The organism is Lactococcus sp. LG1074 (assembly GCF_017309525.1).
GTDB lineage: Bacteria > Bacillota > Bacilli > Lactobacillales > Streptococcaceae > Lactococcus > Lactococcus petauri.
Genome location: NZ_CP071293.1, coordinates 1982362 through 1996656, shown reverse-complemented (window position 1 = coordinate 1996656; position 14295 = coordinate 1982362). Strand labels below are relative to the sequence as shown.

Below are 14295 nucleotides of genomic sequence, written 5' to 3'. Positions count from 1 at the left end.
ATTTTTCCTCTAATATATTAAAATTAAGTAGAACCTATTATATCATGTTGATAACTATTTATCCACCGCTGTTGAAAAAAAATACGATTTTTCCACAGAAGTGGATAACTATCCCCAAAAATGTGGATAATGTGGAAGGATAAAAAGTTTTCCACAGGAGGCGAAGGCTATAACAAGCGTTTCTAAACTTTTCCACAAAAAAGGAAAACAAAATTTTTGTGAATAAATCTTGGGATAAAAAATCCACAGTGAATTCACTGTGGATTTTTTGTGAGTTTATTCAAGAGTTCTTCGAGTTTTTCTAAACTGTCAAAATGCAACTCTAGTTTTCCATTTTGGTGCTTTTCATTATATGAAATTTTATTACTTACACCTAAACATCTTGCAATTTCTTTTTCCTTTTCTTCTATATAAATGCTTTTTTTATTATTCGTTTTTTTAGTGGCAACTTTTTGGTAAATGATATCTTCAAGTTGTCGCACATTAAGTTTTTCCTGAATGACTTTATGAGCTAAGGAAACTTGTTTTTCTTTATTTTCTTCAGCAAGAAGTGTCCGGGCGTGAGCTAAACTAATTTTTTTCTCTTCTAATAGATGAAGTATTTCTTGAGGAAGCTTTAAAATTCTCAAGAGATTTGAAATATAGGAACGAGATTTTCCGAGATGTTGAGCAACTTCATCATGAGTCAATGAGCTTTTTTCTAAAATTTTTTTGATGCTTTCAGCTTCGTCTAATGGACTCATGTCATCACGCTGCAAATTTTCTAAAATAGAGAGCACCATCATATCCTTATCAGAATAAGAACGAATAATCGCTGGTATCTTATCCAGCTTCGCCAGTTTTGATGCACGCAAACGCCGTTCTCCTGCTAGAAGTTCATAGCCAAAAAGATTACTCTTACGAACAATAATGGGTTGAAGAACACCATTAATTTCTATAGAATGTGATAACTCTTTTAACTTATCGTGATCAAAATGTTTGCGGGGTTGATAAGGATTTTTACTAATATCTTCTATATTTAGTAGATAAATTTTTTCTTCCATGAGCTAATAATACCACAAAATGACAAAAACGAGAATAAAACACAAAAAAAATAAGTGATGAAACGTGACAACCGCGGGGTTTTCCGAACGAGTGTAAAAAAAAGGGAGAAAAATCACAGTTTATTCTTGACAGAACAAAGTGAGTTTGATAGAATATAATAGTTGTCGCGAGAGAGCGTATCTCTTACGAGAGCGATAGACCTTTGAAAACTGAATAAAGTAGAATGACTATATGCGAGAAGTTAACTTCTTGTATACCAACTGTCAATTCAATAATGAAAGACAAAACAACAGCCAGTTCATTTGATGAACTAAATTTAAATGAGAGTTTGATCCTGGCTCAGGACGAACGCTGGCGGCGTGCCTAATACATGCAAGTCGAGCGATGATTAAAGATAGCTTGCTATTTTTATGAAGAGCGGCGAACGGGTGAGTAACGCGTGGGAAATCTGCCGAGTAGCGGGGGACAACGTTTGGAAACGAACGCTAATACCGCATAACAATGAGAATCGCATGATTCTTATTTGAAAGAAGCAATTGCTTCACTACTTGATGATCCCGCGTTGTATTAGCTAGTTGGTAGTGTAAAGGACTACCAAGGCGATGATACATAGCCGACCTGAGAGGGTGATCGGCCACACTGGGACTGAGACACGGCCCAGACTCCTACGGGAGGCAGCAGTAGGGAATCTTCGGCAATGGGGGCAACCCTGACCGAGCAACGCCGCGTGAGTGAAGAAGGTTTTCGGATCGTAAAACTCTGTTGTTAGAGAAGAACGTTAAGTAGAGTGGAAAATTACTTAAGTGACGGTATCTAACCAGAAAGGGACGGCTAACTACGTGCCAGCAGCCGCGGTAATACGTAGGTCCCAAGCGTTGTCCGGATTTATTGGGCGTAAAGCGAGCGCAGGTGGTTTCTTAAGTCTGATGTAAAAGGCAGTGGCTCAACCATTGTGTGCATTGGAAACTGGGAGACTTGAGTGCAGGAGAGGAGAGTGGAATTCCATGTGTAGCGGTGAAATGCGTAGATATATGGAGGAACACCGGAGGCGAAAGCGGCTCTCTGGCCTGTAACTGACACTGAGGCTCGAAAGCGTGGGGAGCAAACAGGATTAGATACCCTGGTAGTCCACGCCGTAAACGATGAGTGCTAGCTGTAGGGAGCTATAAGTTCTCTGTAGCGCAGCTAACGCATTAAGCACTCCGCCTGGGGAGTACGACCGCAAGGTTGAAACTCAAAGGAATTGACGGGGGCCCGCACAAGCGGTGGAGCATGTGGTTTAATTCGAAGCAACGCGAAGAACCTTACCAGGTCTTGACATACTCGTGCTATCCTTAGAGATAAGGAGTTCCTTCGGGACACGGGATACAGGTGGTGCATGGTTGTCGTCAGCTCGTGTCGTGAGATGTTGGGTTAAGTCCCGCAACGAGCGCAACCCTTATTACTAGTTGCCATCATTAAGTTGGGCACTCTAGTGAGACTGCCGGTGATAAACCGGAGGAAGGTGGGGATGACGTCAAATCATCATGCCCCTTATGACCTGGGCTACACACGTGCTACAATGGATGGTACAACGAGTCGCCAACCCGCGAGGGTGCGCTAATCTCTTAAAACCATTCTCAGTTCGGATTGCAGGCTGCAACTCGCCTGCATGAAGTCGGAATCGCTAGTAATCGCGGATCAGCACGCCGCGGTGAATACGTTCCCGGGCCTTGTACACACCGCCCGTCACACCACGGAAGTTGGGAGTACCCAAAGTAGGTTGCCTAACCGCAAGGAGGGCGCTTCCTAAGGTAAGACCGATGACTGGGGTGAAGTCGTAACAAGGTAGCCGTATCGGAAGGTGCGGCTGGATCACCTCCTTTCTAAGGAATATAAAAAAAGATGTTGTTCTACTTTATTCAGTTTTGAGGGGTCTATAAAGACCAAACAAGCAGTCTTTTGATGCAAGATAGAGAAGATTGCGTTGAGAGAAGGGGCCTTAGCTCAGCTGGGAGAGCGCCTGCTTTGCACGCAGGAGGTCAGCGGTTCGATCCCGCTAGGCTCCATAAGATACGACAGTATCTTGTCAACGAAGACGTTAAAATAGGAATTGATCATTGAAAACTAAATAACAATATCTTATAACGATAAATAAACCGAGAAATGGTAAAACATTTCTGTAAAGCTGCGAATTATTTTAAATAGTTCGAAAAAACTTATACTTGTTTTAATGGCAAAGTTAATAAGGGCGCACGGTGGATGCCTTGGCATTAAGAGCCGAAGAAGGACGTGACTAACGACGATATTCTAGGGGGAGCAGTAAGTACGCATTGATCCCTAGGTCTCCGAATGGGGAAACCCACTATGTTATGCATAGTATCCGTAAGTGAATACATAGCTTACGAGAAGGTAACGCAGAGAACTGAAACATCTAAGTACCTGCAGGAAGAGAAAGTAAAAACGATTTCCTAAGTAGCGGCGAGCGAACGGGAAACAGGCCAAACCAAGAAGCTTGCTTCTTGGGGTTGTAGGACTGCAACGTGGACTTAAAGTCTATAGAAGAATTACCTGGGAAGGTAAGCCAAAGAGAGTAATAGCCTCGTATTTGAAATAGACTTTATACCTAGCAGTATCCTGAGTAGGGCTGGACACGCGAAATCCAGTTTGAATCCGGGAGGACCATCTCCCAAGCCTAAATACTCCTTAATGACCGATAGTGAACCAGTACCGTGAGGGAAAGGTGAAAAGAACCCCGGGAGGGGAGTGAAATAGCACCTGAAACCGTGTGCCTACAAGAAGTTCGAGCCCGTCAATGGGTGAGAGCGTGCCTTTTGTAGAATGAACCGGCGAGTTACGTTATGATGCGAGGTTAAGCTGAAGAGGCGGAGCCGTAGCGAAAGCGAGTCTGAATAGGGCGCTTTAGTATCATGATGTAGACCCGAAACCTAGTGACCTATCCATGAGCAGGTTGAAGGTGCGGTAAGACGCACTGGAGGACCGAACCAGGACACGTTGAAAAGTGTTTGGATGACTTGTGGATAGCGGAGAAATTCCAAACGAACTGGGAGATAGCTGGTTCTCTCCGAAATAGCTTTAGGGCTAGCGTCGCAATTTAAGTGTATTGGAGGTAGAGCACTGTTTGGATGAGGGGCCCATCTCGGGTTACCAATTTCAGATAAACTCCGAATGCTAATACACATGTGCGGCAGTCAGACTGCGAGTGCTAAGATCCGTAGTCGAAAGGGAAACAGCCCAGACCACCAGCTAAGGTCCCAAAATATATGTTAAGTGGAAAAGGATGTGGGGTTGCACAGACAACTAGGATGTTAGCTCAGAAGCAGCTATCATTCAAAGAGTGCGTAATAGCTCACTAGTCGAGTGACCCTGCGCCGAAAATGTACCGGGGCTAAACATATTACCGAAGCTGTGGATTTAATATTAATTAAATGGTAGGAGAGCGTTGTAATCAGCGATGAAGGTATACCGTGAGGGGTGCTGGAGCGATTACAAGTGAGAATGCCGGTATGAGTAGCGCAAGATAAGTGAGAATCTTATCCACCGTAAGACTAAGGTTTCCAGGGGAAGGCTCGTCCGCCCTGGGTTAGTCGGGACCTAAGGCGAGGCCGAAAGGCGTAGTCGATGGACAACAGGTTGATATTCCTGTACTAGTATTGTTAGTGATGGAGGGACGCAGTAGGCTAAAGGGAGCCAGTTAATGGATTCTGGTCTAAGCAGTGAGGTGTGGAATGTGTCAAATGCATTTTCCTTTAACATTGAGCTGTGATGGGGAAGCAACTACGGTTGCGAAGCCCTTGATGTCACACTGCCAAGAAAATCTTCTAGCGTTTAATTCAATACTACCCGTACCGCAAACCGACACAGGTAGTCGAGGCGAGTAGCCTCAGGTGATCGAGAGAACTCTCGTTAAGGAACTCGGCAAAATGACCCCGTAACTTCGGGAGAAGGGGTGCTGTAGAAATACAGCCGCAGTGAAAAGATCCAAGCAACTGTTTATCAAAAACACAGCTCTCTGCTAAACCGCAAGGTGATGTATAGGGGGTGACGCCTGCCCGGTGCTGGAAGGTTAAGAGGAGGGGTTAGCTTAGGCGAAGCTCTGAATTGAAGCCCCAGTAAACGGCGGCCGTAACTATAACGGTCCTAAGGTAGCGAAATTCCTTGTCGGGTAAGTTCCGACCCGCACGAAAGGCGTAATGATTTGGATACTGTCTCAACGAGAGACTCGGTGAAATTTTAGTACCTGTGAAGATGCAGGTTACCCGCGACAGGACGGAAAGACCCCATGGAGCTTTACTGCAGATTGATATTGAGTACCTGTGAAGCATGTACAGGATAGGTAGGAGACTTTGACCTTGGGACGCTAGTTTCAAGTGAGTCGCTGTTGGGATACTACCCTTGCTTCATGGTTGCTCTAACCCACACGCATAATCGGCGTGGGAGACAGTGTCTGTCGGGCAGTTTGACTGGGGCGGTCGCCTCCTAAAGAGTAACGGAGGCGCCCAAAGGTTCCCTCAACATGGTTGGAAATCATGTGTAGAGTGTAAAGGTATAAGGGAGCTTGACTGCGAGAGCTACAACTCGAGCAGGTAGGAAACTAGGGCTTAGTGATCCGGTGGTACCGCATGGAAGGGCCATCGCTCAACGGATAAAAGCTACCCTGGGGATAACAGGCTTATCTCCCCCAAGAGTTCACATCGACGGGGAGGTTTGGCACCTCGATGTCGGCTCGTCGCATCCTGGGGCTGTAGTCGGTCCCAAGGGTTGGGCTGTTCGCCCATTAAAGCGGCACGCGAGCTGGGTTCAGAACGTCGTGAGACAGTTCGGTCCCTATCCGTCGCGGGCGTAGGAAATTTGAGAGGATCTGCCCTTAGTACGAGAGGACCGGGGTGGACTTACCGCTGGTGTACCAGTTGTTCCGCCAGGAGCACCGCTGGGTAGCTATGTAGGGAAGGGATAAGCGCTGAAAGCATCTAAGTGCGAAGCCCACCTCAAGATGAGATTTCCCATTCTTTATGAATTAAGAGCCCTGAGAGATGATCAGGTTGATAGGCTGGAAGTGGAAGTCCTGCGAGGGATGGAGCGGACCAGTACTAATAGCTCGAGGACTTTACCAAGTAATAGAACATATGAGTTCAGCTTTACTTATTTATCAAGAGATTGTTATTTAGTTTTGAGTGTTCAATACATTCAGACCATGATTTGGTATTCATTGCATAGGAGATACACCTGTTCCCATGTCGAACACAGAAGTTAAGTCCTATTACGCCGGAAGTAGTTGGGGGTTGCCCCCTGCGAGATAGGGTAAATGCCAAGTTTATATGGTCCGTTGGTCAAGGGGTTAAGACACCGCCTTTTCACGGCGGTAACACGGGTTCGAATCCCGTACGGACTATATTCTCAAATCCCGATTTATGATCGGGTTTTGTTTTATGCGGATTAGCTCAGTTGGTAGAGCGCACGACTGTTAATCGTGTTGTCGTCGGTTCGAGCCCGACATCCGCAGTCAAGTAGATCAGCCTGTGGCTGTTTTTTTTTGTTGTGTTATAATAGTAGATACTGAAGGAAGTAATATATTATGCAAAAACGCTATACCACATGGAACGAATATTTAAGAGGGACTTTTGGAGAAAAAATTTTTAAGGTTCCCATTGATGCTGGTTTTGATTGTCCCAATCGGGATGGGACTGTTGCACATGGCGGCTGTACATTTTGTACCGTATCTGGTTCTGGTGATTTGATATTAGAGCCTGATGCACCAATTGCAGAGCAATTTCGTGTGGAAGTTGAGGCTTTTCATAAAAAATGGCCTGGTGTAAAAAAATATATCGCCTACTTTCAAAACTTTACCAATACTCACGCTCCAGTTGAGGTTTTACGTGAACGTTTCGAAGAGGCTGTGAACCAGCCGGATGTTGTGGGTATATCTATCGGAACACGACCTGATTGTCTTCCACCAGATGTGGTTGATTATCTGGCGGAACTTAATACGCGTATGGAAGTTTGGATTGACTTAGGTCTTCAAACAACATTTGAAAAGACAAGTGATTTAATTAACAGAGCACATGATTACCAAACTTATACGGATGCCGTAGCTCGTTTACGTGAGCATAATATTAATGTTTGTGTCCATTTGATCAATGGATTACCTGGTGAAAGCCATGAAATGATGTTAGAAAATGTACGCCGCATGATTTTAGATTCGGATATTCAGGGTGTCAAACTTCATTTACTGCATTTAATGAAAAATACGCGAATGCAACGTGATTACCATGATGGACGTTTACAACTCTTGTCTCAAGAAGAATATGTAAAGATTATCTGTGATCAGCTAGAGATGATACCTAAAGAAATTGTTATTCATCGGCTCACCGGGGATGCACCCCGTGAGGCTTTGATTGGTCCGATGTGGTCTTTAAATAAGTGGGAAGTCTTGAATACGATTGATCGTGAAATGGAGCGACGTGGCTCTGTTCAAGGCTGTAAAAATATTAGAAAAGTGGAGTCAATTACCTATGCTTAGACCAATTGAGATGGCACATCAGATGTTATCTAAAACAATTAAGTCTGGTGATGTGGTCGTTGATGCGACCATGGGGAATGGTTGGGATACAGCTTTTCTTGCAGGTTTGACGGATAAGGTATATGCCTTTGATGTGCAAAAGGAAGCCTTAGTTTCAACCCAAGCTTTATTGCAAGAAAAAAAACTAGAAGCTAAGTTAATCTTAGATGGCCATGAGAGTATTGATAAATATGTCAAGGATTCTGTAAAAGCTGCTATTTTTAACTTAGGTTATTTGCCTCGGGCAGATAAATCGGTTATTACACAGCCCAGTACGACTTTAAGAGCTTTAGACATCCTAAAAGAAAAACTTCTACCTCACGGGCAGATTATGCTTGTTGTTTATTACGGACACGAAGGTGGTCAAAGTGAAAAAAATGCTGTTCTTGCTTGGGCAAGTGAGCTTCCCCAAGCACAATGGCATGTGATGAAATATGAGCCTCTGAACCAGATCCATACACCACCTTTTTTGATTTGTATTGAAAAGCGATAAAACACGTATTTGCGTGTTTTATTTTTTTCGATTCTTTATTTTGTTAGAATGAAAGTGTGATAAAAATGAGTCAAAAATAAACTTTTAAAAGAATGGAAGAGTAGTTAGAACTTTCCATCAATACTTTAAGGCTTAAAAGACTAGCTATTAATACTCATTTAAAATAGTAGGTTAAAAAGTGCATCAAATTAAAAAATAGATAAGAAGAATGCATTGATATTTATGTATAATAATGTTAAAATAAGAAGATTTTTAGTTAATATTTATTTTGGAGGCTGAAATGGAAGGAATTTTACTCGCTCTCGTCCCAATGTTCGCATGGGGATCCATTGGTTTTGTATCAAATAAAATCGGTGGAACAGCAAAACAACAAACTTTGGGGATGACTTTTGGAGCCTTTGTCTTTGCTCTGATAGTATTTCTTATCCGTCAACCTCAATTAAGTTTTCCTATTTTTCTTATTGGTTTTATTGGTGGCTTTATTTGGGCAATTGGTCAAAGTGGACAGTTTCACTCTATGAAATATCTCGGTGTATCCGTAGCTGGTCCTTTATCTGCGGGGTCCCAACTCGTTTTGGCAGCACTAATCGGTGTCTTCATTTTCCATGAGTGGACCCAAAATATTCAATATACATTAGGGTTTATTGCCATTTTAGCTTTAATCGTTGGTTTCTATTTTTCTGCAAAAAGAGATCCTGAAAATACCATTGCTGTAGAAAAACATCACTATGTTAGAGGTTTGATTTGTTTAGCTTACTCGACTTTAGCTTATGTATCTTATGTGATTTTGTTTAATAATTTATCCGCTCTGTGGTTCAATATTCATTTTGATACATTAACAATTATTTTTCCAATGTCAATCGGAATGGTTGTAGGTGCTTTTGTTCTTTCTGGTGGTGATATAAAAATGGAAGCAGTTGTTTTTAAAAATATTTTTGTTGGACTAATGTGGGGCGTGGGTAATGTTTTTATGTTACTCGCAGCTTCACTGGCAGGGAATGCTATTGCTTTTTCCTTCTCCCAATTAGGAGTAATCATTTCAACAATTGGAGGTATTCTCTTTTTAGGCGAGAAAAAAACAAAAAAGGAGTTAGCCTACATTACTATAGGTACAGTATTGTTTATTATTGGAGCAATCTTACTTGCTATTGTCAAAGCAAAAGGTATCAATAATTGATGTGCTGAAGAAATGTAAAAATATGATGATAGAGGAGTGATATGAACATTTTTCGTAAAAGAGTAGTTCAAGAAAAAAGTGAAATGAAACGTACTCTTAATTCGATGGACTTAACTTTATTAGGTCTAGGATCAATGGTGGGAGCAGGTATTTTTACTTTTACTGGTGTTGGTGTAGCCCTGATTGCTGGGCCTTCGCTTATTATATCCATTATTATTGCAGGGATTGCTGTAGGGTTGTCAGCTCTAATCTTTGCTGAGTTTGCTTCACGTGTACCAAGCCGAGGTGGGCCTTATGGCTACATTTATGCTGTTTTTGGAGAATTTCCTGCTTGGATCGTAGGCTGGCTTTTGGCAATTGAATTTTTTACAACAATTGCAATCGTTGCAAAGTCATGGAGTGGTTATTTCAAAGGCTTGCTGCATTTGCAACTTCCTTCCAGATTTGAAGGCTCATTTGGCCATACTTCAGGTTTTTCTATTGATTTAATTCCAATGTTGGTAGTGGCTGCCATAACGGTGATGATTTTCTTAAACACCCGAACAGTGTCACATTTGAATAATACTCTCGTTGTTTTAAAATTTTCAGCATTAATTGTTTTTGCTATTGTTGGTCTTTTTTATCTGGAACCTGCAAATTGGTCTAACTTTGCACCTTTTGGCTTGGGTTCCTTAATCGGTGGTCAATCGGGTATCTTACCAGGTGCTTCGATGCTCTTTATTGCCTTTATTGGTTACGAAACAGTGTCGACAGCGGTAGATGAGGCTGAAAATCCCCGTCGAAATATTCCTTATGGCGTAATTAGTTCACTTTTTGTTGCTGTAGTCTTTTATATTATTGTGACATTGGTGCTTACAGGAACAGTGCCTTATTATAAGCTAAATGTCACAAACTCTATTGCATTTGCTCTTGCTTATCTTGGAGTTGAGTGGGCAGCGACTTATATTTCTATTATAGCGGTGATTACTTTGCTCAGTGTTGCTCTCACCATGTCCTATGCCTTATCACGCTTACTTTACTCTATGAGTCGTGATGGGCTTTTACCTCCAAAGCTCAGTAAAATTTCAGCTAAGCACCAAACACCAATTAATGCTACACTCGTTATTGGAGGTACTTCAATGTTGATAGCTGGCTTTGTTCCTATGTCTTATCTCAGTCAGTTTTTGAGCTTATCTACATTGTTATATCTGATTGTATTAGCTCTTGGTTTGTTAAAGCTTCGTAAGGAACAAGGGTTGCCACAACCTCATGAGTTTAAAACTCCACTAGTACCTTTGATTCCTATCTTATCAATTATTGTCAATGGCTTTTTAATCGTCCACTATCATACCCAAATATGGCTTTTTCTTCTAATTTTACTTATGTTTGCAGCTGGTTTCTACTTTGTTTACAGTTATCGTCATTCTAAACTAGAAAATTCTATAAAATAAAAAACTTTCTTGTACAAGAAAGTTTTTTATTAGAGTTTTTCGTTTACAAAACGGACGAATTTATTCCACATCACGACAAAGACATTTGCACGTTCCACATCTGTCTTAGCTGTAAGAGGAAAATGATAACCTGAAAAACCTGGGAGATAGCCGAGCTTATCTTTTTGTGTAGCTGTAGCCTGAACTAACTCTTCTCCTTTTTTGATGGGAGCCTCGATATTTGTTTTAGGATCGCGATCAAAGGTAATTTCAATTGCATTTATGTCGGCTGTACCATTTTTTAAGGGGACTACAGCGGAGAAGTTATCTTTAGCTATAAGATCAATACTGTTTTTCTTTCCGTCTCGTACAGGAAGTCTAGCGAAATCGCTGAGTTGCTCATCCTTACTAATAATATCTGCATTTGTCCAAGAAGCATAAACTTGGTTCATAAGATCATTAGTGAGTGTAAAAGGTGTTGAATTATCTACAGAAGGGTCTTTAGCTTCTAAAATAACCGTAATAATACGGAACCCATTTTGAACTGTTGTAGCAGCAAAGCAGTCGACATAAAATGAAGTTGAACCAGTTTTAAGGCCATCTACACCGGCACGTGTTGTTGTAAACCCAGGCAACATTTGATTAGTATTTGCTAAAGTAGTTTCAGATTGACCTCCCTTATCAAATGGAAGTTCTGTTTTTTTGGTGATTTTCAATATTTCGGGATAATCTTTGAGGAGATGTGTACACATGATGGCAACATCTTGAGCACTCATTGTATTGGCATCATTTTCAGTAGATCCTGGATAAATATTTTCACCGAGCTCGCTGTTTGGGAGGCCAGAAGAAGTATAAAGCTCAGCATCTGTAATGCCCCATTCTTTCAATTGAGCCATCATCATATCAACAAATTTCGGTTCCGAACCAGCAATTTTTTCTGCCAAGGCTATAGCAGCGGAGTTAGCTGAGGGTAAAAGCAAGGCATTAAGTAAATCTTTAACCGTGACTTCAGTTCCCTCAGCAAGTGGGATATTACTTGCGTTGCTGTTCATTGTTAAATTATAAGCATAGTCAGAAATAGGTACTTTTGTATCCCAAGCAATTTTTTTCTCATCGACACTCTTATAAACCAAGTAGGCCGTTAAAAGTTTAGTGATTGAAGCAATGCGCGTGCTTGAATCCGTTGCATTTTGGCTATAAAGGATTTTGCCACTGCTTGCATCTACGGCGATAGAAGATTTTGCTGCCACAGAAAAATCCTCAGCTTGAGTATTTATAGTAGCCAAAGGAGAGAATAAAAGCAGTAAGGAGAGGAAAGTGATTACGATTTTTTTCATGTTTCTATTTTATCATACCAGCGAAATAAGGTCTAATGTATTTCAAAAATAATATGTGTTAAACTCACACTAATAGATGCTTCAACAGCGAGTCAATGGTTTCACGTAAAACATTTCTTCTCTTTTAGGAAAATCTATGCAAATATTTATTATTTTACAGAAGTAAATGAAGTTTACAGTATCGGTAAACTTCATTTACAATAGCTCTTTTTACCCTCTTAGATAGGCATGCAAGAAATATTTGCTAGACATTCTATTCTTTTTAATATATCATGATGGGGCATGAAAGGAGTAAAGATGAATTTAGCCACTATTTTAGTAGAGGAACGGAAGAAAAAAGGAGAAACGCAACAAAAAGTTGCTGATACACTCTATATCTCAAGACAATCCCTTTCCAACTGGGAGAACGGGAAAAACTTTCCAGATGTTCCGATGCTGATAGAACTAAGTAATTATTATGATTTTTCACTTGATATTATTAAAGGAGACCCGCAGTTTATGAAGAAAGTTAAGAAGGATTATGAGTTAATCAATACGAAGAAAGCGAACAAGAAGTACTCAATACTATTGATTATATTGACCAGCCTTATCCTCCTCTTATCATTATTACTCATTCCTTTATCTCAGAACAACGTAACTTTACTAAATGGTATTACAATAATTATCTTCCTCCTCTGCATTCTCCTTTTACATGTGACTGTAAGCTTTAATAAACTTGCTTATCAGCATTATAAAGGAATAATGGGTTCTCCCCTTTGGGTGCCAAAAGTATTCGGTTATGGCCTCAGTATTAATCCCTATAATAAGATAGGGCGCATACTGACTATTGTTCTCGTAATTTTTTTAGATTTTTTATTTGTTGCCCTAATTATCGCTATTTTATTTTTCGGTTATCCTGCTACATCATTTATTCATTAACCCAGATATGAGGCAATTAAGCGCGCGTGTCAGTATAGAAAATGCAAAAAAATTTGTAAAGAAATACTTTTCTCTAATAATATGCAAAATAAAGTTGACAGAGTGTTGAAATTTTGATATGATATTAAACGGTACTTTTTATATTTGGTCCTAATAAGGAGAACTTGTATAAGTTGCCAAACTTCTTGTCAGAACTTGGATTAAGCGACCATATACTGACATTCCAACTTTATAAAAAAACAGAAAGGATTGTTTATTCGTTTTATTTCGCTTTGCGGTTCTCCGTAAATAAAAGGGATAAGCAGACAGAAAAATGCCTACTATTAACCAATTGGTGCGTAAAGGTCGTCACTCTAAAGTGGAAAAATCTAACTCACCTGCATTGAACATCGGCTATAACAGTCGTAAAAAACTCCAAACTAAAGTAGCAAGCCCACAAAAACGTGGTGTTGCAACTCGTGTTGGAACAATGACTCCGAAAAAACCTAACTCAGCGCTCCGTAAATTCGCTCGTGTACGTTTGTCTAACCTTATCGAGGTTACAGCATACATCCCAGGTATCGGTCACAACTTGCAAGAACACAGCGTTGTACTTCTTCGTGGTGGTCGTGTAAAAGACTTGCCAGGGGTACGTTACCACATCGTTCGTGGTGCACTCGATACAGCTGGTGTAACAGATCGTAAACAAAGCCGTTCTAAATACGGTACTAAAAAACCAAAAGCGTAATTGAAAGGAGATAAGAAGAATGCGTAAAAATCGTGCCCCAAAACGTGAAGTTTTGGCAGATCCAATGTACAACTCAGTAGTAGTAACACGTCTTATCAACCGCGTTATGCTTGATGGTAAACGTGGCGTTTCTACAAATATCGTTTACGGAGCTTTCAAACAAATTGAAGAAGCTACTGGAAACAACCCACTTGAAGTTTTCGAAACAGCTATGGAAAATATCATGCCTGTTCTTGAAGTTCGCGCTCGTCGTGTTGGTGGTTCTAACTATCAAGTCCCAGTTGAAGTTCGTCCAGAACGTCGTACAACTCTCGGACTCCGTTGGTTGGTAACAATCGCTCGTAACCGTGGTGAACACACTATGCAAGACCGTCTTGCAAAAGAAATTCTTGATGCTGCAAACAACACAGGTGCTGCAGTTAAGAAACGTGAAGACACACACAAAATGGCAGAAGCAAACCGTGCGTTCGCTCACTTCCGTTGGTAAGAAGATGACCCTTGGTCATTATTCTAGAAAAAGCTTGACTTTATGGTCAAGTTTTTTTATTTTCAAAGATAAGAAAATAAAAAAATATACACATTTACATAACAAAAATATGAGAAAAAAGCTACAAAAAACACTTAAACACCT

The 14295-nt window shown here is 40.9% G+C and carries 9 protein-coding genes, 3 tRNA genes and 3 rRNA genes; 13 read left to right on the top strand and 2 right to left on the bottom strand.

Annotation, left to right across the window (positions count from 1 at the left end):
• Window positions 1-254 precede the first annotated feature (254 nt).
• Entirely contained in the window at window positions 255-1043 is a 789-nt protein-coding gene (locus J0J36_RS10005) for a ParB/RepB/Spo0J family partition protein (protein ID WP_019292465.1), read from the bottom strand.
• 317 nt (window positions 1044-1360) lie between these two features.
• On the opposite strand from J0J36_RS10005, the gene J0J36_RS10000 reads away from it, so the two are divergent.
• The 10 genes from J0J36_RS10000 (at window position 1361) to J0J36_RS09955 (ending at window position 10703) form a co-directional block, all read left to right on the top strand.
• A 16S ribosomal RNA gene (locus J0J36_RS10000) occupies window positions 1361-2909 on the top strand.
• A 110-nt stretch (window positions 2910-3019) separates the two neighbouring features.
• Window positions 3020-3092: transfer RNA gene (locus J0J36_RS09995), tRNA-Ala, on the top strand.
• Window positions 3093-3258: 166 nt separating this feature from the next.
• A 23S ribosomal RNA gene (locus J0J36_RS09990) occupies window positions 3259-6158 on the top strand.
• A gap of 84 nt (window positions 6159-6242) precedes the next feature.
• Window positions 6243-6358: ribosomal RNA gene (rrf, locus tag J0J36_RS09985) — 5S ribosomal RNA — on the top strand.
• Together the 16S, 23S and 5S rRNA genes with 3 tRNA genes alongside form the textbook arrangement of a ribosomal RNA operon.
• Before the next feature lie 6 nt (window positions 6359-6364).
• Window positions 6365-6436 (top strand) — tRNA-Glu (locus tag J0J36_RS09980).
• Window positions 6437-6474: 38 nt separating this feature from the next.
• Window positions 6475-6547, top strand: a tRNA-Asn gene (locus tag J0J36_RS09975).
• 72 nt (window positions 6548-6619) lie between these two features.
• The gene (locus J0J36_RS09970; RefSeq protein ID WP_153925494.1) at window positions 6620-7564 is read left to right on the top strand and encodes a TIGR01212 family radical SAM protein; all 945 of its coding nucleotides are present in this window, start codon (window positions 6620-6622) and stop codon (window positions 7562-7564) included.
• Complete coding sequence (locus J0J36_RS09965; RefSeq protein WP_019292787.1) at window positions 7557-8096, top strand: class I SAM-dependent methyltransferase; 540 nt, start codon at window positions 7557-7559, stop codon at window positions 8094-8096. Before J0J36_RS09970 ends, J0J36_RS09965 begins: the two co-directional genes overlap by 8 nt.
• 280 nt (window positions 8097-8376) lie before the next feature.
• Complete coding sequence (locus tag J0J36_RS09960) at window positions 8377-9273, top strand: GRP family sugar transporter (RefSeq protein ID WP_019292788.1); 897 nt, start codon at window positions 8377-8379, stop codon at window positions 9271-9273.
• 41 nt (window positions 9274-9314) lie between these two features.
• On the top strand, window positions 9315-10703 hold the full coding sequence (locus J0J36_RS09955; RefSeq protein WP_019292789.1) for an APC family permease: 1389 nt from the start codon (window positions 9315-9317) through the stop codon (window positions 10701-10703).
• 29 nt (window positions 10704-10732) lie between these two features.
• Here the strand turns inward: J0J36_RS09955 and J0J36_RS09950 are convergent, their stop codons facing one another.
• Entirely contained in the window at window positions 10733-12019 is a 1287-nt protein-coding gene (locus J0J36_RS09950; RefSeq protein WP_153925491.1) for a serine hydrolase, read from the bottom strand.
• Window positions 12020-12316: 297 nt separating this feature from the next.
• Here J0J36_RS09950 and J0J36_RS09945 point away from each other — a divergent pair, with 297 nt between their 5' ends.
• From J0J36_RS09945 to rpsG, 3 genes are all read left to right on the top strand, one after another.
• Window positions 12317-12937, top strand: a complete 621-nt coding sequence (locus J0J36_RS09945; protein ID WP_019292791.1) for a helix-turn-helix domain-containing protein — start codon at window positions 12317-12319, stop codon at window positions 12935-12937.
• A 313-nt stretch (window positions 12938-13250) separates the two neighbouring features.
• Window positions 13251-13664, top strand: a complete 414-nt coding sequence (gene rpsL, locus J0J36_RS09940) for a 30S ribosomal protein S12 (protein ID WP_003133552.1) — start codon at window positions 13251-13253, stop codon at window positions 13662-13664.
• Window positions 13665-13683: 19 nt separating this feature from the next.
• Entirely contained in the window at window positions 13684-14151 is a 468-nt protein-coding gene (gene rpsG / locus J0J36_RS09935) for a 30S ribosomal protein S7 (protein WP_003133550.1), read from the top strand.
• The last annotated feature ends 144 nt before the right edge of the window (window positions 14152-14295 follow it).